Genomic DNA, 23,211 nt, shown 5'->3' on the forward strand with positions numbered 1-23,211 from the left:
CCGCTGGACAGTCTCGGGGCGACGGCGATATCCAGGACCATAGGTGGCTGGGCCAACTAACAAATTTCGGCCGGCGGTGCTTGCCGGACAGACAGTGGCAGGCAGAGCTATGACCGATTTCCAAGCGACCCGCGTCCGCTTCCGCATTCCCGACGGCGTCATCTATCTGGACGGCAACTCGCTGGGACCGCTGCCGGTCGCCGCGGAGGAGCGGGTGGCCCGCACCCTGGCCGTGGAATGGGGCGGGCAGCTGATCCGCGGCTGGAACAGCGCCGGCTGGATGGTGCAGCCGCGCGTCGTCGGCGACCGGATCGCCCGGTTGATCGGCGCGCCGGCCGGGAGCGTGGTGGTGGGCGACACCCTGTCGATCAAGGTCTATCAGGCCCTGGCCGCGGCCCTGGCGATGCGGCCGGACCGCCGCGTCATCCTGTCCGACAGCGGCAACTTCCCGACCGACCTCTACATGGCGGAGGGGCTGATCGAAACGCTGGGCCGCGGCCATGTCCTGAAGGTAGTGGCGCCGGAGGAGGTGGAGGGCTCGCTCGGCGAGGATGTCGCCGCACTGATGCTGACCGAGGTCGATTACCGGACCGGCCGCCTGCACGACATGGCGGCGCTGACCGCCAAGGCCCATGCGGCGGGTGTGGTGACGGTGTGGGACCTCGCCCATTCCGCCGGTGCGCTGCCGGTCGATCTGGCCGGTTCGGGGGCTGATTTCGCGGTCGGCTGCACCTACAAATACCTGAATGGCGGGCCGGGGGCGCCGGCCTTCATCTATGTCGCGCCGCGCCATGCGCAGACGGCGCGGCCCGCGCTGTCCGGCTGGATGGGGCATGAGGCGCCCTTCGCCTTCGACCCATCCTATCGCCCCGGCGAGGGGGTGGAGCGGATGCGTGTCGGCACCCCGCCGGTGATCGCGCTGGCCGCACTCGACGCCGCGCTGGACGTGTGGGACGGGGTCGATATGGCCGATGTCCGCCGCACCTCCATCGCGCTCTGCGACTTGTTCATCGAACTGGTGGAGTCGCAGTGCCCGGAACTGGAACTCGCATCGCCGCGCGACGGCACGCGGCGCGGCAGCCAGGTGTCCTTCCGCCATCCCCACGGCTACGCCGTCATGCAGGCGCTGATCGACCGTGGCGTGATCGGCGATTTCCGCGCGCCGGACATCCTGCGCTTCGGCTTCACCCCACTCTATATCGGCGAGGCGGAGGTGCGCAGCGCCGTCGCCGTGCTGAAACAGGTGTTGGACGGCGGACTTTGGGACCGGCCCGACTATCACAGGAAGGCGACGGTGACATGAGCGGGCGTGACATGAGCGGGCATGACGCGGGCAAGCCTTACGATCCGGCGGCCGAGGGCGCCCAGATGGCCTTCGACGGGCGGATGTCCTACGGCGACTATCTGCAGCTCGACCGCATCCTGGGCGCGCAGATCCCGCGTTCCACCGCCCATGACGAAATGCTGTTCATCATCCAGCACCAGACGTCGGAGCTGTGGATGCGGCTGGCCGTCTACGAGATCCGCGCCGCGCGCGAGGCGATCCGCGAGGATCGGCTGTCGCCTGCCTTCAAGATGCTGGCTCGCGTCGCCCGCATCTTCGAACAGCTGAACTCCGCCTGGGACGTGCTGCGCACGATGACGCCCAGCGAATACACCCGCTTCCGCGACGATCTGGGCCAATCCTCCGGCTTCCAGTCCTACCAATATCGGGAAATCGAGTTCCTGCTGGGCAACCGCAATCCGGCGATGCTGCGCCCCCATGCCCACCGGCCGGAAATCCACGCCATGCTGGAACGGGAGCTGTCCCGCCCCAGCCTGTACGACGAGGCACTGCGCCTGCTGGCCCGCAACGGTATCCCGGTTCCGGCCGAAGTGCTGGAACGCGACGTGACGCTGACCCACCAGCCCCACGACGGCGTGACGGAGGCGTGGCGGGTCATCTACCAGTCCCCCGAAGCGCATTGGCCGCTGTACGAGCTTGCCGAGAAACTGGTTGATTTCGAGGATTATTTCCGCCGCTGGCGCTTCAACCATGTGACGACGGTGGAGCGGGTGATCGGCTTCAAGCGCGGCACCGGCGGTACCGGCGGCGTGTCCTACCTGCGCAACATGCTGGCGGTGGAGCTGTTCCCGGAACTCTGGCGCGTGAGGACGGTGCTGTGAGCGGATTGCAGGCAATCACCGATTGGGATGACGCCTACAGCAACAGCGCCTATATCCCCGGCGGCGACGCCTATCCGGCGCGCTGGGCGGAGCAGGCGGCGGCCTTCCGGGCAGAGCTTTCGGCAGCCGGCCGGGCGGAGTTGGACCTGCCTTATGGCGAGGGCGAACGGGACCGCTACGACCTTTTCCACCCCGATGCCGCGGCCAGGGGAACCGTCCTGTTCATCCATGGCGGCTATTGGATGGCCTTCGACAAGGGGCGCTGGTCGCATCTGGCGGCCGGCGCGCTCGCCCGCGGCTGGGCCGTCGCGATGCCCAGCTATACGCTCTGCCCCGAAAGCCGCATCGCCGGCATCACCCGGCAGGTCGCGCGTGCGGTGGAGGTCATCGCGCAAACCCAGCCGGGACCGTTGCGCCTGACCGGCCATTCCGCCGGCGGCCATCTGGTCAGCCGTCTTGCCTGTGCCGACGCGCCAATGGCGGTGGAGGTGCAGGGGCGGGTGGAGCATGTCGTCTCCATCAGCGGCCTGCACGATTTGCGGCCGCTGCTGAACACCCGCATGAACGCCACGCTGAAACTGGACGAGGCGGAGGCTGCGGCGGAAAGCCCGGCCCTACTGCGCCCGCGGCCGGGCACCCGCATCACCTGCTGGGCGGGTGCCGCCGAACGGCCGGAGTTCATCCGGCAGACGGAACTGCTCGCCAACATCTGGCGTGGGCTGGGGGCGGCGACCGAACTGCGGCTGGCGGGCGGGCGCCATCACTTCGATGTCATCGACGATCTGGCCGATCCGAAGTCCGATCTGTCGGCGGCTTTGCTTGGGCCTTGAAGCGGTGATCGGCCGATCTTCATCCCAGCAACTCCTCTCCTCGCGGGCGGTAGGGGCTGGCGGTCGGTTGGTGCGCCTCATGGCGCGTATGAATTTGGAAGCTGCGGTCGCTGCCGACCAGCAGAAGCAGGCCGAGCGACGCGGCAACGATCCCGATGCAGAGCATGGCGGCATCTCCTGTCGTAACGGTATTTCTTGCCTGATTCTCCAGGCGGGAGGGGCCGGGGGCGGAGTGACCGCCCCCGGTCCCCACGCTGTCAGGCTGCGAAGTCGGTTCCAGCCGAGCGGTCCCGCCAGGCGGCGATCTCGGCACGGCGCTGCTCGATCACGCCGTCGGCCATCGCGAGCGCATCGGAGCCGGCCAGGAAGTGGCGGGGCGGTTCGGGCGTTTCGGCAAGTTCGACCATTGCGGCGGCCAGCTTCACCGGGTCACCCGGCTGCCTGCGGCTGTAGCTGTCGTAGGTCGACCGCTGCTCGGCGGAGTGGGCGGCGTAATCGGCGATCTCCCTGGTGCCGTAGCGAACCGAGCTGCCGTCGAGGAAGTCGGTGCGGAAGAAGCCGGGCTCGACCACTGTGACGTGGATGCCGAAGGGCGCCACCTCCAGCGCCAGCGAGTCCGAGAAGCCTTCCACCGCGAATTTCGTCGAGCAATAGACCGAGGCGCCGGCAAAGCCCAGGACCCCGCCGATGGAGGACAGGTTCAGGATGCGGCCCGACCGCTGACGGCGCATCACCGGCAGGACGGCGCGGGTGACGTGGAACAGGCCGAACACGTTGGTGGTGAACTGCCGCTCAATGTCCGCCGCTTCGATCTCCTCGAACCGGCCGAGCTGGCCGAAGCCCGCATTGTTGACCAGCACGTCGATGCGCCCGAAGCGGTCGACCGCCGCCTGCACCGCCGCAACCGCCTGCGCCTCGTCGGCGACGTCGAGCGCCACCGTCAGCACGCGGTCGCCATGGCCGGCATAGGCCGTCTGCAGCTGGGCGAGCTTGCGGCCGGTGGCGACCACCCGGTCGCCGGCGGCCAGCGCCGCCTTCGCAATCTCCGCCCCGATGCCGCGCGCGCTGCCGGTGATGAACCAAACCTTGCTCATGTCCGTCTCCCATCTTCACTGGAGGACCCGCTGTCCGCTGCGGTCCCGATGAAGAGAGGATAGGGGCGGGTGGTGCGCACCCGGTAGACCAGAGGTCCGGCAGGATTGCCTGATCCTCCGGAACCGGGAGAAATCCCTCAGGCCCGCGCGGCCTGCCGGGCGCCGGCGTCGCCGCCGGTCATGGAGGCGCGCAGGCGGGCGGCGTCGCGGATGGGCGGCAACCCGAACAGGCGGGCATATTCGCGGCTGAACTGCGACGGGCTGCCGTAACCCACGGCGAACCCGACGCTGGCGGCATCGGCCAGATTGGCCAGGATCAGCCGCCGCGCCTCCTGCAGGCGCAATTGCTTTTGGTATTGGAGCGGGCTGAGCGCCGTGACCTCCTTGAAATGCTGGTGGAAGGCCGACGGGCTCATGTTGGCCTTGGCCGCGACCGCCTCGATGCGCAGCGGCTCGCGGAAATTGTCCTTGATCCACTTCACGGCCCGACCGATCTGCGCGGTGCGGCTTTCACCGAGTGCGATCCGGTGCAGCAGGCTGCCCTGGTCGGCGGTCAGCAGCCGATAGAGCAGTTCGCGTTCCACCAGCGGCGCCAGCACTGGAATGGCGTCGGGCGTCTCCAGCAGACGCGCCATCCGGGCCGCCGCGTCGATCATCTCCGGCGTGGCAAGGCTGGTCGTCAGGCCGAGCCCCTGATCGGCTTGCGGCGCCGCCTTCAATCCCGCTTCCAGGATCAGGCCGCTCAGCAGCGCCGGGTCCAGCATCAGGCGCAGGCACAGATATGGCGCCTCCGCCGTCGCCTGCGTCACTTGCCCGATCACCGGCAGGTCGAGCGACACCGCGAGATACTGGCCGGCCCGGTAATCCAGGATCCGGTCGCCGGCGATGCTGCGCTTCGCCCCGCGCGCGACGATGCAAACGGAGGGCTCATAGACGGTGTGGAGCTGTTCGGTCGGGCTGCCGGCGCGGATTACCGCCAGCCTGGGAATTTGCGTTTCATGGACGCCGTCCCCCAGGTCGGAGGTCACGCGGTCCAGGATCAGCGAGAATTCGGTCTCCTTGAACATGGCAGTTCCCATTCCGGTCGATCCGCAGCCAGACATCCTAGCGTCCGGATGCCGATGCTCACAGCCTTCCAAGAGGATCGTGCAAGCATCGGCGAGGAATGGGGGAGCGAGGAGTGGCTCAGCGCAGGAAGGGCTTTCCCATCGGCAGCACGTCGCGGCCGAAGACGTCGAGGAAGACGGCGTGCGCCATGCCGTACAGCGCCAGACCGGCACAGACCATCAGTTCGTAGCCGGCGATCACCGTGAAGATGTGATCGGCGAAATGGGCCAGATCCAGCAGGACGAAGCCGGTCAGCAGCGTGATGAAGATCAGGCCCAGCACCCGGCTGATCCGCATGGCGCCGATGGTCATGATCGCGGTGTAGAGCGTCCAGGCGACCAGATACCAGCCGATGTCCGTCTCGCTGACGGTGAACAGGCCCGTCTTGTTGCCGATCAGGATCAGGCACAGCGAGATCCAGAAACAGCCGTAGGAGGTGAAGGCGCTGTAGCCGAAATTGTTGCCCGCCTTCATCTCCTGCAGGCCGGCGATCATCTGCGCCACCCCGCCGAAGATCAGGCCGAGCCAGACCACCGGGCCGATGTCGACCCAGCCGACATTGTGGAACTGCAGAAGCAGAGTCGACAACCCGAAGCCGGCAAGCCCGACGACGGCCGGGTTGCCGTGCTTGAGCGGGGCGTGGGAAACGGTCTGACCGGCTTCGGCAGGCGAAGCCGGTTTCGCGACGAGAACGGATACTGACATTCTGGTTCCAGTCTCGCGGGCGGCAAACTTGAGCCCGCCCGCGGCAAAGAAGGTGTTGGGTATGGGCGGACACCGAACGCCCGCCTCCACCTTTAAAACCACGTTCCCGCGCGCCGATGAAGTGGTCATACCAGCGACATACCATCGCATCCGTATGCGTCAACCGGGCGGCGTCCGATGGCCTGGGGCCGCCTTGTCGAAATCGATCCCCGGAACGCCGAGTTCTTCGACGAGCCACGTCACGAAGCAGCGGAAGGCATGCTTCCGTTCGGCGCCCTTCGGCCAGACCATCCAATGCGCGACATGCCGCAGGCTATGCGAGCGTCCCTCCAAGGGGGCCACCAATTGGCCGCTCTGCAGTTCGCGCTCCGCCAGACGGGTGGATTCCAGCACGACGCCGACCCCGTTCACCGCGGCGGCGATGGCCATGAAGCTGCGGTCGAAGCGCGGTCCCGCCGGGGTGGCGGCTATGGCGGAATTGGCGTCGAACCACATCGGCCAGGTGACCCGGTTGTGGTCGCTGCGCACCAGCGGGACCGACAGGAGATCGTCGATGGCAGTGACCCGCGACGCGATGGCCGGCGCGCACAGTGGGCAGACCGTCTCCTGCCCCAGCGGGATCGCAACCACGTCGGACTGGCGCGGCTCGCCATAGACGATGGAGAGGTCGTATTCCTCGGATGGGAACAGCGGATAGTCCGGGCTGGCCGACAGCTTCAACTCCACCGCCGGGAAGAGGCCCAGGAAGCGGCCGAGCCGCGGCGACAGCCATTGCGCGGCGAAGGACGGCGCGCAGTGGACCCTGATGCGCGCCGGCCCGGTGGTCGTGATCTCCTGCAGGCCGCGCTGCAACTGATCGAAACCGCGTGTGAGGTGCCGATACAGCGTCCGCCCTTCCGGCGTCGGCTCGATCTTTCGCGGCGAGCGCAGGAAAAGCACCGTCCCCAGCATGCGCTCCAGTTCCCGGATCGCATGGCTGACCGCGGAGGGTGTGACCGCCAGTTCCTGTGCCGCCGCGGCAAAGCTGCCCAGGCGGCAGGCCGCCTCGAAGGCGCGTAGCTGGGTCAGCGGAAGACGGCCGGTCATAGGTGAATCCAATTCATGACCTGTTGCAAACGATGCGTTTGTCAGATGGTCCGGGGTGATGCAAGTCTTTCATCGCGCCGCAGCCGTTCGAAAGAACTCGCCAAGGCACGACTTATCGGTTCGGCACGATGCCGAGATCAAACTGCCGGAGTGGGCAGTAAATCCGGTATTGCCCGGACGGGGGCGCCGCCACCGCGCCGCCGGTCCGGTCCGTCTATCGCCCCTGCCATCGTGCATCGGTCGCCGTCCCGCCGGGTGGACGCGACGAGGAGACTTGCGCCCATGACGCCCCCTGCAGCCGTCGACCCCCGCCTGATGGCGAATGCGATCCGCTTCCTGTCCATCGACGCCATCGAGCGCGCCACCGAAGGGCATCAGGGCGTGCCGCTGGGCATGGCGGAGATCGCCACGGCCCTGTTCACCCAGCACTTCAAATGCAATCCGGCCGATCCGCGCTGGCCGGACCGCGACCGCTTCGTCCTGTCGAACGGCCATGGGTCGATGCTGCTCTATTCCCTGCTGCATCTGCTGGGGTACGAGCGCATCTCCCTCGACCAGATCAGGAATTTCCGCGAGCTCGGATCGCATTGCGCCGGCCATCCGGAATATGATCCCGACGCGGGCATCGAGGTCACCACCGGCCCGCTCGGCCAGGGCATCGCCAACGCCTTCGGCATGGCGGTCGCCGAAGCCTGTCTGAACGCCAAATACGGCCCCGCCCTGGTGGACCATCACACTTATGCCTTCGTCGGCGACGGTTGCCTGCAGGAGGGTGTCGGGCAGGAGGTCATCCAGCTCGCCGGCCATCTGCAGCTGGGCAAGCTGATCTTCTTCTGGGACGACAACAGCATCACCGACGACGGCAGCACCGTGCTGTCGATCAGCGAGGATGTCGCCGCCCGCTTCCGCGTTGCCGGCTGGCATGTGCAGGAGGTCGACGGCCATGATGTCGAGGCGGTGTCGGCGGCCATCGCGCTGGCGAAGAAGGACCCGCGCCCGTCGATGATCGCCTGCCGCACGGTGATCGCCCGCGGCATCCCGCGCCTGGAGGGCCAGCGCGGCGGCCACAGCGCCCGCCTGTTCAAGGAGGATCTGGAGGCGACGCGCGCCAGTCTCGGCTGGCCGTACCCGTCCTTCTCTGTGCCGGACGAGGTGCTGGCCGCCTGGCGCGCCGCCGGTGCGCGCCATGGTGGGGAGTATGAGGCGTGGCGCCACCGCGTCGCCGCCCTGCCGGACAAGGAGCGCGCCGAGTTCATCCGCGTGATCGAGGGCCGGTTGCCCGACGGCTGGCGCGACGTGCTGCTCGCCTACAAGAAGCGCATGGCCGACGAACGGGTTGCCCAGCCCTCCATCCAGGCGTCCGGCGACATCACCACGCTGCTTGCCGACATCCTGCCGGAGATGATGATCGGTTGCGCCGACCTGGAGGCACCGACCAACCACAAGCGCAGTCGCATTTCCTTCACCTCCGAGGAACCCGCCGGCACCTATGTCCATTGCGGCGTGCGCGAGCATGCGATGGGGGCGATGGTCAACGGAATGGCCGCGCATGGCGGCATCATCCCGGTCAGCGTCACCTATCTCGCCTTCTCCGACTATCAGCGGCCGACCTTACGCATGGCGGCGCTGATGGGGCTGCCGGCGCTCTACGTGTTCAGCCACGATTCCCTGGCGGTCGGCAAGAACGGGCCGACCCACCAGCCGGTGGAGATCCTCGCCTCCTTCCGGGCCATGCCGAACATCCTGGTGATGCGCCCGGCCGATGCGGTCGAAGCCGCCGAATGCTGGGAGATCGCGCTGGAACACCGGACCGGCCCCAGCATGCTGGTCTGCTCCAAGCAGGCGTTGCCCCCGACCGGCCGTGCCTACGGTGCAGAAAATCTGACGCGCCGCGGCGCCTATGTGCTGGCCGAGGCGGAAGGCGGCAAGCGTCTGGTCACGCTGATGGCCACCGGTTCGGAGGTGGCGCTGGCGCTCGAAGCGCGCCAGACCCTGCAGGCCGAGGGGATCCCCACCGCCGTGGTGTCGATGCCCTGCTGGGAACTGTTCGACCGGCAGGACGACGCCTACCGCGCGGAGGTGATCGGCATCGGCACGGTGCGCGTCGGCGTCGAGGCGGCGGTCCGGCTGGGCTGGGACAAGTATGTCGGCGAAACAGGCGGCTTCATCGGCATGAGCGGCTTCGGCGCCTCCGGCCCGGTGGATGCCCTGTTCGAACGCTTCGGCATCACTCCGGGCCACATCGTGGCCGAGGTCAAGCGCCGGCTCTGACCGCGCCGCCACCCCCCTTTCGTGACCAAGGACATCGTGATGCGCAAGATCGTCTTCCTCGACCGCGCCACCCTCGCCCCGCAGATCCGCCTGCGCAAGCCGGGTTTCCCGCATGAGCTGGTCGAACATGCCCAAACGACGCCGGATCAGGTGCTGGACCGTCTGGCCGGTGCCGAGATCGCCATCGTCAACAAGGTGCAGCTGACAGCCGACCTGCTGGAACGGTTGCCGCAGCTGAAGCTGATCGCCGTCGCCGCCACCGGCACCGATTGCATCGACAAGAAGTATTGCCGGACGCAAGGCATCGCCGTGAGCAACATCCGCGGCTATGCCATCAACACGGTGCCGGAACACACCTTCGCCCTGATGCTCGCGCTCCGCCGCAACATCGTGCCCTTCCGGCAGGATGTGCTGGATGGCGAATGGCAGAAGTCCGGGCAGTTTTGTTTCTTCAACCACCCGATCCACGATCTGCAGGGCGCCCGGCTCGGCATCATCGGCGAGGGCGTGCTGGGTCAGCGGGTCGCCGACATCGCCCGCGCCTTCGGCATGGTCCCGCTGTTCGCCGCGCACAAGGGCAAGTCCGGCCTCGGGCCGCTCTACACCCCGTGGGACGTGGTGCTGGAGACCAGCGACATCATCACCCTGCACAGCCCGCTCACACCCGGGACGCGCGGCATGATCGCCATGCCCGAGTTCCGCCGGATGAAGCGCAAGCCGCTGATCATCAACACCGCGCGGGGCGGTCTGGTGGTCGAGGACGATCTGGTGACCGCCCTGGACGAGGGGCTGATCGGCGGCGCCGGCTTCGACGTGACGCTTCCCGAACCGCCGCCGGCGGACAGCCCGCTGATGCGCATCGCCGGGCGGCCCAACGTCATCGTCACGCCACATCTGGGCTGGGCGTCGGACGAGGCGCAGCAGGCATTGGCCGACCAATTGATCGACAACATCGAAAATTTCGTCGCCGGCTCCCCCAGCAACCTCGTGACGGGCGACTATTGACTGCCGGCGGTGTCCGCTGGGTGGTCGGAAACCGACCGGTTGCCCTCCTTGGACACCGCGCCGGCCTCATTGCCCTGCCGCAGGGTGTTCAGGACCGCATCGGCGGTGCGGCGGCTGTGGTCGGCCAGCAGGGCTGCGGCGGCGGCGGCGTCGCGGCGGCGCAGGGCATCCATGACCGCCTCATGCTCCGCCAGCGATTCTTGCCAACGGTCGGCATCGTAATTCGCCAGCGAGCGCGCCCGGTTGAGCTGGGCGGCGAAACCCTTGTAGGTCGCCTCCAGTACCGGATTGCCGGCCATGGCGACGATCCAGCCATGGATGCGGCGGTTGGTGGTGGAATAGGCCGCTCGCTCCCCCGCCTGGAATTGGGCGACGAGTTCGCCGTGCAGCCGGTCCAACTCCGCGAACGCCTCGGCCGAACCGTTGTCGCAGGCGAGCCGGCCGGCGAGGCTCTCCAGTGCTTCCATCACTTGGAAGATCGCTGCGATCTCCTTGGGATCGATCGGCGTCACCACGGCGCCGCGGTGCGGGCGCAGTTCCACCAACCCTTCGGCCGCCAGCACGCGCAGCGCCTCGCGCAGCGGCGTGCGCGAGACGCCGAGCTGTTCGCACAACTCCATTTCCGGCACGCGGCGGCCGGGCGGCAGCTCCCCTTCAAGGATCATCGCCCGCAGCTCCGCCACCGCGGAGTGATGCAGCGTCTCACGGCGCAGGGGGGCGTTGGTGGTCCTTGCAGGGCTGTCCATGGTCGATCCGGCGGGTCTGTTCTGCTGCATACTTGGGCATTCTTGCTCAAACGATGCCATGCGCTCAAAAATAAGGCAAGCAACCTCGTTGATGATCCTTCTCAGCAAATCCGCCTCAAGCACCTGAAGTAAAATGATAATTACGAAATAGAGATTTTGTATACAATCTGGCACGGTGCTTGCGACAGAGGTGGAAACGCAACCGCATCTGGAGCCGAAGCCTCATGTCGATCCGGTCCCTCACCCTGAACGCCGTCACCGCCACCGCGCTGGCCCTGTCCGCCCTGGCAGCGGCCGCTCCGATGGCGCAGGCCGCCGATGCGGAAGCGGTGAAGCTCGGCTTCGCCAAATGCGCCCATTGCCTGCCGATGGCGCTGACGCCCGATCTGGCCAAGGGCGTTTCGATCGAGGCCATCAACTTCAACTCCGGCAACGACGTGCTGACCGCGCTGGTGTCCAAGAGCATCGACGTGGCGCAGGTCACCTACCTCCACTACGTCACCGCGTTGGACAAGGGCTTCGACGTCGTCGCCATCTCCGGTCAGGTCAATGGCGGGTCGGAGATCGTCACCGCCAAGGGCATCGACCTGAAGGCCGGGGACTGGGCCGGGCTGAAGGCGCTGGCGGCATCCCGCAAGGCGAAGGGCGAGCCACTGCGCGTCGCCGCATCGCGCGGGAACGCGCAGGACATCCACATGCGCGGCGCCCTGCAGAAGCATGGCATCGACGCCAACAAGGACGTCCAGTTCATCAACATCCCCAACCCGTCCGACCATGCCGCCGCCCTGCAGCGCGGCGAGGTCGACGTGATCTGCACGGTGGAGCCCTTCGCCTCGCAGATCCGCAGCACCGGCGTCGGGGCGCATTTCGCGCTGCCCTATGACCAGGCGGCCGGCAACCTGACCAACCTGATCGTCACGCGGTCCGACGTGATCAAGGAGCATCCCAAGGCGGTCGAGGCCACCGTCGCCTCCGTCGTGGCGCTGGTGGACAAGCTGAAGTCGGACCGCACCGTGTGGGTCGACACCATCAACAAATACACCGGCCTGAACAAGGACATCGCGGCGGCGTCCCTGGAAAACGCCTTCCCCGACTACGCCATCCACAAGGACAGCACCGTCGCCATCGCAACGATGATGCGGGAGCTGAAATACATCAGCAAAGACGTGTCGGACGCCGCGGTGAAGAACATCGACTACCGGTTTCTGGAAGCGGTGACGAAGAAGCCGAGGAGCGAGCTGGGGGGCTGAGGGCTAAGCATTGCCCCCACCCTAACCCTCCCCCGCTGGGCGGGGGAGGGGACTGCCGCCGCTTCCGCGACGAACTCCCTCCCCTGCCCAGCGGGGGAGGGTCGGGGTGGGGGCAATTGCGCCTCTCCCACCTCAGACACCACACCGACGACCATCGAAAGGCGGGTCCATGACCGCATTGTCGAAATCCTGGGAGCGCGCGGTCGTTCCCGTCCTGATCCTCGCGGCCTGGGAGATCGTGTCGCGGTCCGGCCTGTTGCCGGCGGCCTTGCTGCCGGCGCCTTCCGTCGTGCTGCACAGCTGGGCCGACTGGGTGTTCGGCTTCGACGAGACGTCGCAGGCCAACAGCGGGCGCTGGCTGGCCGACGCGCTGTCCAGCGCGGTGCGGGTCGCTGCCGGCTACGGCATTGCGGTGGCGACCGGCGTGTTGCTGGGCATCGCCATCGGCTGGTGGAGCTGGGTGGAGCGCGCCATCGAGCCGACCATCCAGATGCTGCGCCCGGTGCCGCCGGTGTCCTGGATCCCGGTGGCGATCATCTGGTTCGGCATCGCCAACAAGCCGGCGATCTTCCTGGTCTTCCTCGGCGCCTTCTTCCCGATCCTGATGAACACCATCCACGGCGTGAAGACCGCCGACCGTAACCTGATCCGCGCCGCCTCGATGATGGGCGCCACCGAACAGCAGCTGTTGCGTCATGTGGTGTTCCCGGCGGCGCTGCCCAGCATCTTCGCCGGCCTGCGCATCGGTATCGGCGCCGCCTGGATGCTGACCGTCACGGCGGAGATGGTCGCGGTCAAGAGCGGGCTGGGGTACGTGCTGTGGGACAGCTACTATTTCCTGCGCTACGACCTCGTCCTTGCCGCGATGGCCAGCATCGGGCTGCTGGGCTACGTCACCGATGCGCTGATCAAGCTGCTGATGTCGGCGGCGCTGCACTGGCAGCACGCCTCCACGCTCCAGAGCCGGGAGGGCTGACCCCATGGCCTCCATCGAACTTCGGAACATCACCAAGATCTACAGCGACGCCAAGCGCAAGCGCGACCTGCTGGCCATCGACGACGTCAGCCTGACGGTGGAGCGCAACGAGTTCCTCTGTCTGCTCGGCTCATCCGGCTGCGGCAAATCCACCCTGCTGAACATGATTGCCGGCTTCGAGAAGCCGACCAAGGGCACCGTCACCGTCGGCGGCAAGCCGGTGGACGGCCCCGGTGCCGACCGCGGCATGGTGTTCCAGCAGGCCAACCTGATGCCCTGGCTGCCGGTGTGGGAGAACATCGCCTTCCACCTGCGCCTGAAGGGCTGGCGCAAGGCCGACCGCCGCGCCGCCGCGCAGGAGTTCATCGACCTCGTCGGGCTGAAGGGCTTCGAGAACCATTATCCGGCCGAACTGTCGGGCGGCATGAGCCAGCGCGTCGGCATCGCCCGCGCCCTTCTGATGAATCCGCAGGTCATCCTGATGGACGAGCCCTTCGCCGCGCTCGACGCCCAGACCAAGATGGACATGCAGGAGGAACTGGTCGCCATCTGGCAGAAGCAGCGCTGCACCATCGTCTTCGTCACCCACAGCGTGGACGAGGCGCTGGTGCTGGGCACCCAGGTGGCGGTGCTGACCAGCCGGCCGGGCCGCCTGCGTGAACGCATCGAGTTGGATCTGCCGCGCCCGCGCGACATCACCAGCCCGCGCTTCAACGACCACAAGCGCCACATCCTGAACCTGATCCGGGAAGAGGGCCTGCAGCAGCGGCAGGTCGCCGCGGCATGACCGAGGCTTCCCAACCGCAACCGCTCGACCTGCTGTTGACCGGTGCCACCATCATAACCGGCGATGAGGCTGGGGTGATGGAGGATGCGGCGCTCGGCATCCGCGGCGGCCGGATCGTCCATCTGGCACCATCCGCACAGCCCGCACCGTCTGCCCTGCGTACGCTGGCGCTGCCGGGTCGGCTGGTCACGCCCGGCTTCGTCAACGCCCATCTGCATGCGGTGCTGGTGATGGTTCGCGGCGTCGCCGCCGACCTCGGCTTCGCCCCGTCCTACACGCCGGGTGTGCCCAAGGGCACCGACGCTACGCCGGAGGAGGCCCGCGCGCTGGCCCGGCTTGGCGCGGTGGAGGCGCTGCTGGCCGGTTCCACCCTGGTCTGCGACCATTTCGTCCATGCCGACGCGACGCTGGAGGCGATGGCCGAACTGGGCTTGCGCATCCATGCCGGCTGGCGTGTGCATGACGTCGATTTCGCCCGCGTGCCCAAGGGAGAGTGGAGCTTCGATGCGGCGCTCGGCGAGGATCTGCTGCGGCGGACGCTCGACCTGCACGACCGCTGGGACGGGGCGCGTGGTGGGCGCATCCGGGTGCAGATGGCGGCGCATGCGCCCGACACCTGCTCCCCCGCCTTCCTGCGCACCCTGGCCGAGGCGGCGGCGGAGCGCCGCATGCGCGTCAACACTCATCTGGCGCAAAGCCGGGTGGAGGTGGAGCGGGTGAAGGCGGCAACCGGCCTGACCCCCGCGGCGCTGCTGGAGGAGACAGGGCTGCTGAACGACCGGCTGCTCGCCACCCACTGCCTTTATGTGGACGAGGCCGAGATCGCCCGGCTGGCGCGGGCCGGCGCCCATGCCGTCCATGTGCCGAAATGCAACGCCGCGTCGGGCCGGTTGGCGCCGACCCCGGCACTGAAGGCGGCGGGCGTCAATCTGGCGCTCTGCACCGACACCCAGCATGCCGACATGGTGGAGGCGATGCGCTGGGCGCTCGCCACCGGACGCATCGGCCAGGGCGGCGTCACCGCCGACTGGCAACCCGCCGACGTCTTCCGCATGGCGACGCTGGGCGGCGCCCGCGCCGTCGGGATGGCCGATGAGATCGGCACGCTGGCGGTCGGCAAGGCGGCCGACCTCGTGGTGTTCGACGCCCGCCGGCCGCACCTGCGCCCGCTGATCAACCCGCTGGGAACGCTGGTCCACACCGGCCGCGGCGGCGATGTGGAGATGGTGCTGGTGGAAGGCGAAACGCTGGTGGACGGCGGCCGTCCCGTCCATGCCGACCTGGAAGAGATTTGCACTGAGGCCGACAAGGCCGCCCGCGCCCTGTGGGCGCGTGCCTGATCCAACTTCTGAAGAAAGACCGAACCCGAGATGACCAAGCGCGTTCTTCTGGGCATGCTGACCCCGTCCTCCAACACGGTGCTCGAACCGGTGACCGCCGCCATGCTGAGCGGCCTGCCGGAGGTGAGCGCCCATTTCGGCCGCTTCACCGTCAAGGAGATCTCGCTGCGCGCCGCGGCGCTCGACCAGTTCACCGATGCGCCCTTCCTCGATGCCGCCCGGCTGCTGGCCGATGCGCAGCTGAACGTGATCGGCTGGAACGGCACTTCGGCCGGCTGGCTCGGCTTCGACGCCGACGTGAAGCTGTGCAAGGCGATCGAGGATGAGACGGGAATCCCCGCCTGCACCTCCATGCTGGCGCTGAACGAGATCCTTGAGACGACGGGGCGCAAGCGCATCGCCATCGTCAGCCCCTATCTGGACGAGATCCAACGGACAATGGTCGCCAACTACAATGCCGCCGGCTTCGACGTGGTGGCCGAACGGCACCTGAACGACCGCGGCAACTTCTCCTTCTCCGAGATCAGCGAGGAGCGGATCGAGCGCATGTGCCTGGAGGTGGCGGAGGCCAAGCCGGACGCCATCGCCATCATCTGCACCAACATGCGCGGCGCGCCGGTGGCGGAGCGCGTGGAAAAGGCGCTGGGCATCCCCGTTTACGACACGGTGTCCACCGTGCTGTGGAAGGCGCTGCGCATGACCGGCGTCGATACCCGCCGGGTCCAGGGCTGGGGCAGCCTGTTCCGGGAATTGCACGGCTGACGCGACAGGAAGGGGAGGGGAGCATGGACTTCGATCTGGTCATCCGCAACGGCACGGTCGCCACCGCGTCGGACGTGTTCAAGGCCGATGTCGGCGTGAAGGACGGCAAGGTGGCTGCTCTCGGCAGCGGACTCGCCGCCGGGCGGGCGGAGATCGACGCCGGCGGGCTGCTGGTCCTGCCGGGCGGGGTCGACGGCCATGTCCATTTCGACCAGCCGACCGGCGACTCTTCGGTAATGGCCGACGATTTCCTGTCGGGCACCCGCTCGGCGGCGTTCGGCGGCACCACCACCGTGCTGCCCTTCGCCTGCCAGCAGAAGGGCCAGTCGCTGCGCGCCGCGGTGGAGGATTATCACCGCCGGGCGGCGGGCAAGCCGGTGATCGACTATGCCTTCCACCTGATCGTCACCGACCCGACCGAGCAGGTCCTGGGGCAGGAGCTGCCGGCGCTGATCCGCGACGGCTACACCTCCTTCAAGATCTACATGACCTATGACGCGCTGAAGCTGAACGACCGCCAGATCCTGGAGGTGCTGGACATCGCGCGCTCCGAAGGCGCCATGGTGATGATGCATGCGGAGAATGCCGACTGCATCGCCTGGCTGACCGAGAAGCTGGAACGCGCCGGCCAGACCGCGCCCTTCTTCCACGGCGTCTCCCGCCCCCGCGTGGCGGAGCGCGAGGCGACCCACCGCGCCATCTCGTTGGCAGAGCTGGTGGACGTGCCGATCCTGATCGTCCATGTCTCCGGCGCCGACGCGGTGGAGCAGATCCGCTGGGCCCAGGGCCGCGGCCTGCGCATCTATGCGGAAACCTGCCCGCAATACCTGTTCCTGACCGCCGACGATCTGGGCGGGGAAGGATTCGAGGGTGCGAAATGCATCTGCTCCCCGCCGCCGCGCGACGCCGCCAACCAGAAGGTGATCTGGGACGGGCTGACCGGCGGCACCTTCCAGGTCTTCTCCTCCGACCATGCGCCGTTCCGTTTCGACGGGCCGGGCGGCAAGAAGGTGAACGGCGAGAAGGCTCCCTTCCGCTGCGTGCCCAACGGCATTCCGGGAGTGGAGACCCGGCTGCCGCTGCTGTTCTCCGAAGGCGTGATGAAAGGCCGCATGGAGTTGACGAAGTTCGTCGAACTGACCGCCGCCAACCCGGCCCGCATGTATGGCCTGCACCCGCGCAAGGGCACCATCGCCGTCGGGTCGGACGCCGACATCGCGATCTGGGATCCCGCGCGCAAGGTGACAATCACCAACGGCATCCTGCACCACGATGTCGACTACACCCCCTATGAGGGCATCGAGGTCACCGGTTGGCCGGTGGTCACGCTGTCGCGCGGCGATGTGGTGTGCCGCGACGGCGCCCTGCTGGCGTCGCCCGGCCGCGGCGCCTTCCTGCCCTGCGGCCTGCCCGCCCCGGCCCGGCCGAAGGGGGCGCCTGCGCCGGCATTGCCATTCTAAGGGTCCGCCTACGGATCGCACCGGATTGCGAAGCTCAGATCTATGACGAAAGGCAAGGTGTCGCGCAACAGTAGGACGGCTGCGCGTTAAGATTGATCTGCGTCCCCTGCGAACTGTTCTCATAAGCGGAAAATTAACGGGAAGGAGGGCACAATAATTGTGATATTCGAAAACCGGTAACTTTCGCCATGATCTCTCCCCGCACTCCAGAAATCTTTGACCGGGCTACGGGCGATGCTCGCCGACTCAATATGGCCGGCCTGCTTTTTGCCGCCATGGTTGTGCTGACCATCGCGTTCGTGATGTTCATGGCACTGGAGACGGCGCGGCGAATCGACACGGCAATGGCGGAGCGGACGAAGGCGGAGATCGTCGATGCAGTGGCCGATCTGGGCGCCGCGATGGGGAAGAAGGCCGAGGAATACAGCCTGTGGAACGACGCCGTCGACCATCTGGTGGTCGCGTTCGACAGCGTCTGGGCCAATGCCAATGTCGGTCCCTATGCGGAACGCCTGTGGGGGCTGGACCGCTCCTATGCCTGGGACGGCCGCGACGGGCTGATCTATGCGTCGAAGGACGGCGCCCTGCGCGGCGATCTGGATGCGGCCGCCCGGGAGGCTGCGGATTTGCGGCCGGTGCTGACGGCGGCGCGGACCGCCGGCCGGCCGGTCAGCGGCATCGTCCGTATCGGGCAGACGCCCTTCGTCTTCGGCGCCCGCGTGATCGAGTATGAGGAGGGACGTGCCGCCCTGCCGCCCGACCCGCAACAGCCCGTCCAGGTCTTTCTGACCACGCTGGAAGGGGAATTGGCGAAGCTCGCCGAGTCGCGGCGGATCGCCGGGTTGCGAGTGGTCCCAATCGACCCGCCCGCTCTTCCGGCGCTGGCCAGCCTGCCCCTGGAGGCCATCGCCGGACAGCCGGTCGGCATCCTGACCTGGAAGCCGGAACAGCCCGGCGGCACGCTGGTCCGCCTGATCGCGCCCTATGCCGCCGGTTTCGCGCTGGCCCTGCTGGCGTTGCTTTTCCTGTTCCAGCGCGTGCTGCACCGGCTGAAGCGGCAGGAGCCGCTGCGCCTCAGCGAGGCGCGGCTGGCCCAGGCGCAGCGCGTCGCCCGGCTGGCCTACACGGTCCATCTGCCGGAGGAACGGCTGGAGGTCTCCGCCAATTTCCGCGACCTGATCGGCCTGCCCAGCGAGTCCGGCCTGCTCACCATCGGCCTCTATCTCGACCGGGTGATGCCGGAACACCGTATGGAGGTGCAGGAGGCCTACCGCCGCGCCTGGGCGGAGAACAGCCGCTTCGACATCGAATACCGCATCACCCGCTCAGGAGACGGCCATCTCGACCTTCAGGAGGTGGGGGAGCCGTTCCACGATTCCGACGGCCTCGTGATGGGCCTGATCACCGCGATTCAGGACGTCACCGCCCGCCGCCGCGCGGAGGAGACCATCCGGCATCAGGCCAATTACGATGCGCTGACCGGACTTCCCAACCGGCCGCTGTTCTACGACCGGCTGCGGCAGGCGCTGCGGCGGGCATCGCGGCTGCGTAACCGGATGGCCCTGCTGTTCATCGACCTGAACCGCTTCAAGTGGGTCAACGATACGCTGGGCCACCAGACCGGTGACATGCTGCTGCGCGAGGCGGCGCAGCGGATGGCCGGCTGCCTGCGCGATTCCGAAACCATCGCCCGGATCGGCGGCGACGAGTTCACGGTGATCCTGTCCGACATCGGCGACCGCGAGGATGCCGAGCGGGTGGCCCGCCGCCTGCTCGACTGCCTGTCGGAGCCGTTCCACATCGCCGGCCAGACCTTGCACATCTCCGCCAGCATCGGCGTCACCTTCGCCCCCGACCAGGGAAGCGATCCCGAGCTTCTGGTGAAGAACGCCGACGTCGCGATGTACCATGCCAAGCGCCTGGGCACCGCCAACTGGACCTTCTACGACCCGGCGATGGATGCCGATGCCCTGGCGCATCTGCAGCTGGAGAACGAACTTCACGAGGCGGTGGCGAAGGGCCAGCTTGCGCTGTTCCTCCAGCCGGTGGTCGATGTCGCGAGCGGCCAGCTGGCCGGCGCCGAGGCGGAGGTGCGCTGGAATCATCCCGGCCGCGGTTTGCTTTCCGCCGGTCAATTCCTGCATCTCGCCGAGGCGAACGGACTGATCGTGGCGGTCGGCGGCTGGCTGCTGGATGCCGCCTGCCGGCAGCTGGCGGACTGGCGCGGCCGTGGCGCCACCGGCCTGCGTCTGACCGTCCCGGTGTCCTCCCTGCAGCTCCGCCATTTCGGCTTCGAGGAGCAGGTCGCCGGCAGCCTCGCCCGCCATGGCGTCCCGCCCGACCGGCTGATCCTGGAACTGCCGGAGGCCGCCATGCTGTCGCCGTCCGATGAGACGACACGGACGATGCAGACGTTGCGGACGCTGGGGATCGCCTTCTCCATCAGCGGTTTCGGTACCGGCTATGCGTCGCTGGGCCATCTGCGCCGGCTGCCGGTGGAGTTCCTGAAGATCGATCAGGCTATCCTGCAGGACATAGCGCGGAACCCCGGCAACCAGGAGATGGTGCGCGCCATCGTGGCGCTGGCCCGCAGCATGAACCTGACGGTGATCGCGGAAGGGATCGAAACCGGGGAACAGCAGGCGCTGGCCGGCGAGGTGCGCTGCGTCTTTGCCCAGGGCCGCTATCTCGGCCATCCGGTTCCCGCCGAGGCCTTCGACCTGAAACTGACCGCTGCGGGGAGCGGGGCGTATTGTCCTGCCGACGCGGCGGAACGTCCCTGACGCGCGTTCGGCGGCGGGGCCCCTCTCCCCGCACTGGAGAGAGCCCCCGCCACCGTCACGCCCGCCGTCACGCCACCCGCTTCTCGCGGAAGGCCTCGATGGTCCGCATCACGCCCCGCAGTTCGGCGAGGCCCTTCAGCCGGCCGACGAAGGAATAGCCGGGATTCATCGTCTGGCCGATGTCGTCGCCCAGCAGATGGCCGTGGTCGGGACGCATCGGGATCTGGGCGTCGGCGCGGCCTGCCTGCCGGCGGCGGGCCTCCTCGTCGATCAGTGCCGCGGCCACGCCGATCAGGTCGGTGTCGCCGCCGAGATGGTCGGCCTCATAGAAGGACCCGTCCGGCTCGTGCGTGGTGTTGCGCAGATGGACGAAGTGGATGCGCGGCGCGAACTCCTTCGCCATCGCCACCAGATCGTTCTTCGGGTTGGACCCGAAGGAGCCGGTGCACAGGGTCAGCCCGCAGGCCTCCTGCGGCACCGCATCGAACATCGCCCGCACGTCGTCGGCGGTGGACATCACGCGCGGCAGGCCGAAGATGGGGAAGGACGGGTCGTCGGGGTGGATGCACAGCCGCACCCCTTCCTCTTCCGCAACCGGCGTGATCTCGCGCAGGAACTCGACCAGATTGGCACGCAGATCCTCGACGCCGATCTCCTGGTACAGCTCCAGCATGCCGCGGAAGCTGTCGCGGTCATAGGCGAAGTCGCGGGCCGGCAACCAGTCGATCAGATTGCGCTCCAGCTCGGCCACCTGCTCCGCGCTCATCGCCTCGAACCGCGCCTTGGCGGCGGCGACGTGGGCGGGATCGTAGCTGGCTTCGGCGTTGCGGCGCTTCAGCACGAACAGGTCGTAGGCGGCGAAATCGACGCTGTCGTAGCGCAGGGCATAGCCGCCGTTGGGCAGCCGGTGCATCAGGTTGGTCCGGCTCCAGTCGGTGATGACCATGAAGTTGTAGCAGATCACCGGAATTCCGGCGCGGGCGACGTTGCGGATCGACTGCTTGTAATTGTCGATCTTGGTGCGGAAGTCGCCGGTGCGGGTCTTGATCTCCTCGCCCACCCCGATGCTTTCCACCACCGACCAGGTCAGGCCGGCGGCCTCGACCATGGCGCGGCGCTTCATGATCTCTTCGGTGGTCCAGACACTGCCCTGATTCATGTGGTGCAGCGCCGTGACGATGCCGGTGGCACCGGCTTGACGGGCCTTCTCCAGGGTGACGGGATCGTCCGGGCCGAACCAGCGCCAGGTTTCCTGCATGATATGGTCCTTTCAAAAACGGGTTTGCTTGCGGCGGTCGTGACCACCGCGATTTCACGGGTTGGCGAGGAAGGCGCTCAGCGTCTTGGCGACGCCGACGGTCATCAGGCTGTCGAGATGGCGGACCACCGCATCGCGGAAGGCGGCCTCGGCGACGAGTTCCGGTGCGAATATGTCCTCGACGGCGAACAGGGCCGCCGCCAGCGCACCGGGATCGCCGGCATGAACGCGGGCGATGCGGGTCAGCGCCGCCGCCATCGGGTCGGCCACCGCATAGGCGTTGCCGGCCTCGTCCTTTTCCAGCAGGAAGCGCATCCAGGCGGCGACGGCCAGCGGGATAACCGCCGGAACCTTGCCGGCGGCGAACAGTTCGCGTGCCGGCTCCAGCAGGCGCGGCGGCAGCTTCTGCGATCCGTCCGACGAGATCTGGATCGTGCGGTGGCGGATGCCGGGGTTGCGGAAGCGCGCCTCCAGCGCCGCGGTATAGGCGGGGATGTCGGTTCCGGGCACCGGCGGCAGGGTCGGGATCAGGTCGGATGCCCACATGCGGCGCATGACGGCGGGCAGCTGCGGGTCGGTCATGGCGTCGGCGATGGTCTCGATCCCGGAGATCACCGACAGGTAGGCCAGCAGCGAATGGGCGCCGTTCAGGCAGCGCAGCTTCATCAGCTCGAACGGGTGGACGTCGTCCACCAGGATGGCGCCGGCCTTTTCCCAGGCCGGGCGGCCGAGCGGGAAGCGATCCTCGATCACCCACTGCTTGAACGGCTCCGTCACCACCGGCCAAGCGTCGGCGCAGCCCAGCGCCGTCTCCACCGTTGCGCGGTCGGCGTCCTGGGTGGCCGGCGTGATGCGGTCGACCATGGTGCAGGGGAAGCTGACCTGCTCCGCGATGTAGGCGGCAAGCTCGGGATCGCGCAGCTCAGCGTAGCGGACGACGATGCCCTTAACCTTGATGCCGTTCTGGGCGAGGTTGTCGCAGACCAGCACGGTGAAGGGCGCCACTCCGGCGGTGCGGCGGCGGCGGATGGCTTCGCACAGCAGGCCGGGCACGCTGCGCGGTACCGTGGGATCGGCAAGGTCGGCGCGGATCAGCGGATGCGCCTCGTCCAGCGAGCCGGTGGCGGCATCCTGGCAATAGCCCTTCTCCGTGACCGTCAGGGTGACGATGCGGATCTCCGGCTTCGAGGTCAGGGCCAGCACCTCCTCCAGCTGGTCGGCGGTCGTCATGGCGTCGATGAATGAGCCGACCACGCGCAGGCGGTCGCGGGTTCCCTCGCGCACCAGCAGCGTATAGAGGCAATCCTGCGGCTTCAGCGCGTCGCGGATGGCGGGCGACAGCGGGTCGACGCCGACGATGCCCCAATCCTTGACGCCGGTCGCCAGCACGTCGTCGGTGTAGGTGGCGAGATGGGCGCGGCAGAAGGCGCCGAGGCCGATATGGACGATGCCCGGCGTCACCGCGTCGCGGTCGTAGGCGGGGCGTTCGACGGCCTGGGGCAGGCGGCGGAGGGTGTCGGGGGAAAGGCGGGTTTGTGAAGGACGGGCCGCCAGCAGGGCGGTGTTCGCGTCGGGCATGATGGGC

General features: G+C 67.9%; 20 protein-coding genes. 12 read left to right on the top strand and 8 right to left on the bottom strand.

Annotation, left to right across the window (positions count from 1 at the left end; all coding sequences use genetic code 11):
* Positions 1–109: 109 nt before the first annotated feature.
* From kynU to J2Y49_RS15495, 3 genes are read left to right on the top strand one after another with little or no spacing between them, the layout of a single operon-like run.
* Positions 110–1,303, top strand: a complete 1,194-nt coding sequence (gene kynU / locus J2Y49_RS15485) for a kynureninase (RefSeq protein ID WP_310115756.1) — start codon at positions 110–112, stop codon at positions 1,301–1,303.
* A complete protein-coding gene (gene kynA, locus J2Y49_RS15490; RefSeq protein ID WP_310115757.1) occupies positions 1,300–2,166 on the top strand; it encodes a tryptophan 2,3-dioxygenase in 867 nt (288 codons plus the stop codon). The genes kynU and kynA overlap by 4 nt, the downstream gene beginning before the upstream one ends.
* A complete protein-coding gene (locus J2Y49_RS15495; protein ID WP_310115758.1) occupies positions 2,163–2,996 on the top strand; it encodes an alpha/beta hydrolase in 834 nt (277 codons plus the stop codon). Before kynA ends, J2Y49_RS15495 begins: the two co-directional genes overlap by 4 nt.
* A gap of 19 nt (positions 2,997–3,015) precedes the next feature.
* Here J2Y49_RS15495 and J2Y49_RS15500 read toward each other — a convergent pair whose 3' ends face one another.
* From J2Y49_RS15500 to J2Y49_RS15520, 5 genes are all read right to left on the bottom strand, one after another.
* On the bottom strand, positions 3,016–3,162 hold the full coding sequence (locus tag J2Y49_RS15500) for a hypothetical protein (protein ID WP_310115760.1): 147 nt from the start codon (positions 3,160–3,162) through the stop codon (positions 3,016–3,018).
* A gap of 91 nt (positions 3,163–3,253) precedes the next feature.
* Positions 3,254–4,090 (bottom strand): oxidoreductase, encoded by an 837-nt coding sequence (locus tag J2Y49_RS15505; RefSeq protein WP_310115761.1) that lies wholly within the window; start codon positions 4,088–4,090, stop codon positions 3,254–3,256.
* Between the two features lie 137 nt (positions 4,091–4,227).
* Positions 4,228–5,169 carry an AraC family transcriptional regulator gene (locus tag J2Y49_RS15510; protein WP_310115762.1) on the bottom strand — a complete coding sequence of 314 codons (942 nt, stop codon included), beginning with the start codon at positions 5,167–5,169 and terminating at the stop codon, positions 4,228–4,230.
* Positions 5,170–5,275: 106 nt separating this feature from the next.
* Positions 5,276–5,902: an acetate uptake transporter gene (locus J2Y49_RS15515; protein ID WP_310115763.1), complete on the bottom strand. Its 627-nt coding sequence runs from the start codon at positions 5,900–5,902 to the stop codon at positions 5,276–5,278.
* 159 nt (positions 5,903–6,061) lie between these two features.
* Positions 6,062–6,988, bottom strand: a complete 927-nt coding sequence (locus tag J2Y49_RS15520; RefSeq protein WP_310115764.1) for a LysR substrate-binding domain-containing protein — start codon at positions 6,986–6,988, stop codon at positions 6,062–6,064.
* 282 nt (positions 6,989–7,270) lie between these two features.
* Here J2Y49_RS15520 and tkt point away from each other — a divergent pair, with 282 nt between their 5' ends.
* Complete coding sequence (tkt, locus tag J2Y49_RS15525; protein WP_310115765.1) at positions 7,271–9,259, top strand: transketolase; 1,989 nt, start codon at positions 7,271–7,273, stop codon at positions 9,257–9,259.
* A 39-nt stretch (positions 9,260–9,298) separates the two neighbouring features.
* Entirely contained in the window at positions 9,299–10,264 is a 966-nt protein-coding gene (locus J2Y49_RS15530; protein WP_310115766.1) for a D-2-hydroxyacid dehydrogenase, read from the top strand.
* On the opposite strand, the gene J2Y49_RS15535 is transcribed toward J2Y49_RS15530, so the two are convergent.
* Positions 10,258–11,010 (bottom strand): GntR family transcriptional regulator, encoded by a 753-nt coding sequence (locus J2Y49_RS15535; RefSeq protein WP_310115767.1) that lies wholly within the window; start codon positions 11,008–11,010, stop codon positions 10,258–10,260. The genes J2Y49_RS15530 and J2Y49_RS15535 overlap by 7 nt on opposite strands.
* Before the next feature lie 224 nt (positions 11,011–11,234).
* Here J2Y49_RS15535 and J2Y49_RS15540 point away from each other — a divergent pair, with 224 nt between their 5' ends.
* The 7 genes from J2Y49_RS15540 (at position 11,235) to J2Y49_RS15570 (ending at position 20,368) form a co-directional block, all read left to right on the top strand.
* Positions 11,235–12,260 carry an ABC transporter substrate-binding protein gene (locus J2Y49_RS15540; RefSeq protein ID WP_310115768.1) on the top strand — a complete coding sequence of 342 codons (1,026 nt, stop codon included), beginning with the start codon at positions 11,235–11,237 and terminating at the stop codon, positions 12,258–12,260.
* A 169-nt stretch (positions 12,261–12,429) separates the two neighbouring features.
* On the top strand, positions 12,430–13,236 hold the full coding sequence (locus J2Y49_RS15545) for an ABC transporter permease (RefSeq protein WP_310115769.1): 807 nt from the start codon (positions 12,430–12,432) through the stop codon (positions 13,234–13,236).
* 4 nt (positions 13,237–13,240) lie between these two features.
* The gene (locus J2Y49_RS15550) at positions 13,241–14,023 is read left to right on the top strand and encodes an ABC transporter ATP-binding protein (RefSeq protein ID WP_310115770.1); all 783 of its coding nucleotides are present in this window, start codon (positions 13,241–13,243) and stop codon (positions 14,021–14,023) included.
* Positions 14,020–15,363, top strand: a complete 1,344-nt coding sequence (locus J2Y49_RS15555) for an amidohydrolase family protein (RefSeq protein WP_310115771.1) — start codon at positions 14,020–14,022, stop codon at positions 15,361–15,363. Before J2Y49_RS15550 ends, J2Y49_RS15555 begins: the two co-directional genes overlap by 4 nt.
* A gap of 30 nt (positions 15,364–15,393) precedes the next feature.
* Positions 15,394–16,125: an aspartate/glutamate racemase family protein gene (locus tag J2Y49_RS15560; protein WP_310115772.1), complete on the top strand. Its 732-nt coding sequence runs from the start codon at positions 15,394–15,396 to the stop codon at positions 16,123–16,125.
* A gap of 23 nt (positions 16,126–16,148) precedes the next feature.
* Positions 16,149–17,585 (top strand): dihydropyrimidinase, encoded by a 1,437-nt coding sequence (gene hydA / locus J2Y49_RS15565; protein ID WP_310115773.1) that lies wholly within the window; start codon positions 16,149–16,151, stop codon positions 17,583–17,585.
* Between the two features lie 251 nt (positions 17,586–17,836).
* On the top strand, positions 17,837–20,368 hold the full coding sequence (locus J2Y49_RS15570) for an EAL domain-containing protein (RefSeq protein ID WP_310115774.1): 2,532 nt from the start codon (positions 17,837–17,839) through the stop codon (positions 20,366–20,368).
* Between the two features lie 67 nt (positions 20,369–20,435).
* Here J2Y49_RS15570 and uxuA read toward each other — a convergent pair whose 3' ends face one another.
* Complete coding sequence (gene uxuA / locus J2Y49_RS15575) at positions 20,436–21,626, bottom strand: mannonate dehydratase (protein ID WP_310115775.1); 1,191 nt, start codon at positions 21,624–21,626, stop codon at positions 20,436–20,438.
* 54 nt (positions 21,627–21,680) lie between these two features.
* Positions 21,681–23,204 carry a mannitol dehydrogenase family protein gene (locus J2Y49_RS15580; protein WP_310115776.1) on the bottom strand — a complete coding sequence of 508 codons (1,524 nt, stop codon included), beginning with the start codon at positions 23,202–23,204 and terminating at the stop codon, positions 21,681–21,683.
* Between the last annotated feature and the right edge of the window lie 7 nt (positions 23,205–23,211).

Source organism: Azospirillum sp. BE72 (genome assembly GCF_031455875.1).
Taxonomy (GTDB): Bacteria; Pseudomonadota; Alphaproteobacteria; order Azospirillales; family Azospirillaceae; genus Azospirillum.

What these genes read in the sequence shown, in the direction of transcription:
- kynU (WP_310115756.1), top strand. Translation starts at nt 110, where the DNA reads ATGACCGATTTCCAAGCGACCCGCGTCCGCTTCCGCATTCCCGACGGC.
- kynA (WP_310115757.1), top strand. Translation starts at nt 1,300, where the DNA reads ATGAGCGGGCGTGACATGAGCGGGCATGACGCGGGCAAGCCTTACGAT.
- J2Y49_RS15500 (WP_310115760.1), bottom strand. Translation starts at nt 3,162, where the DNA reads ATGCTCTGCATCGGGATCGTTGCCGCGTCGCTCGGCCTGCTTCTGCTG.
- J2Y49_RS15505 (WP_310115761.1), bottom strand. Translation starts at nt 4,090, where the DNA reads ATGAGCAAGGTTTGGTTCATCACCGGCAGCGCGCGCGGCATCGGGGCG.
- J2Y49_RS15510 (WP_310115762.1), bottom strand. Translation starts at nt 5,169, where the DNA reads ATGGGAACTGCCATGTTCAAGGAGACCGAATTCTCGCTGATCCTGGAC.
- J2Y49_RS15515 (WP_310115763.1), bottom strand. Translation starts at nt 5,902, where the DNA reads ATGTCAGTATCCGTTCTCGTCGCGAAACCGGCTTCGCCTGCCGAAGCC.
- J2Y49_RS15520 (WP_310115764.1), bottom strand. Translation starts at nt 6,988, where the DNA reads ATGACCGGCCGTCTTCCGCTGACCCAGCTACGCGCCTTCGAGGCGGCC.
- tkt (WP_310115765.1), top strand. Translation starts at nt 7,271, where the DNA reads ATGACGCCCCCTGCAGCCGTCGACCCCCGCCTGATGGCGAATGCGATC.
- J2Y49_RS15530 (WP_310115766.1), top strand. Translation starts at nt 9,299, where the DNA reads ATGCGCAAGATCGTCTTCCTCGACCGCGCCACCCTCGCCCCGCAGATC.
- J2Y49_RS15535 (WP_310115767.1), bottom strand. Translation starts at nt 11,010, where the DNA reads ATGGACAGCCCTGCAAGGACCACCAACGCCCCCCTGCGCCGTGAGACG.
- J2Y49_RS15540 (WP_310115768.1), top strand. Translation starts at nt 11,235, where the DNA reads ATGTCGATCCGGTCCCTCACCCTGAACGCCGTCACCGCCACCGCGCTG.
- J2Y49_RS15545 (WP_310115769.1), top strand. Translation starts at nt 12,430, where the DNA reads ATGACCGCATTGTCGAAATCCTGGGAGCGCGCGGTCGTTCCCGTCCTG.
- J2Y49_RS15550 (WP_310115770.1), top strand. Translation starts at nt 13,241, where the DNA reads ATGGCCTCCATCGAACTTCGGAACATCACCAAGATCTACAGCGACGCC.
- J2Y49_RS15555 (WP_310115771.1), top strand. Translation starts at nt 14,020, where the DNA reads ATGACCGAGGCTTCCCAACCGCAACCGCTCGACCTGCTGTTGACCGGT.
- J2Y49_RS15560 (WP_310115772.1), top strand. Translation starts at nt 15,394, where the DNA reads ATGACCAAGCGCGTTCTTCTGGGCATGCTGACCCCGTCCTCCAACACG.
- hydA (WP_310115773.1), top strand. Translation starts at nt 16,149, where the DNA reads ATGGACTTCGATCTGGTCATCCGCAACGGCACGGTCGCCACCGCGTCG.
- J2Y49_RS15570 (WP_310115774.1), top strand. Translation starts at nt 17,837, where the DNA reads ATGGCCGGCCTGCTTTTTGCCGCCATGGTTGTGCTGACCATCGCGTTC.
- uxuA (WP_310115775.1), bottom strand. Translation starts at nt 21,626, where the DNA reads ATGCAGGAAACCTGGCGCTGGTTCGGCCCGGACGATCCCGTCACCCTG.
- J2Y49_RS15580 (WP_310115776.1), bottom strand. Translation starts at nt 23,204, where the DNA reads ATGCCCGACGCGAACACCGCCCTGCTGGCGGCCCGTCCTTCACAAACC.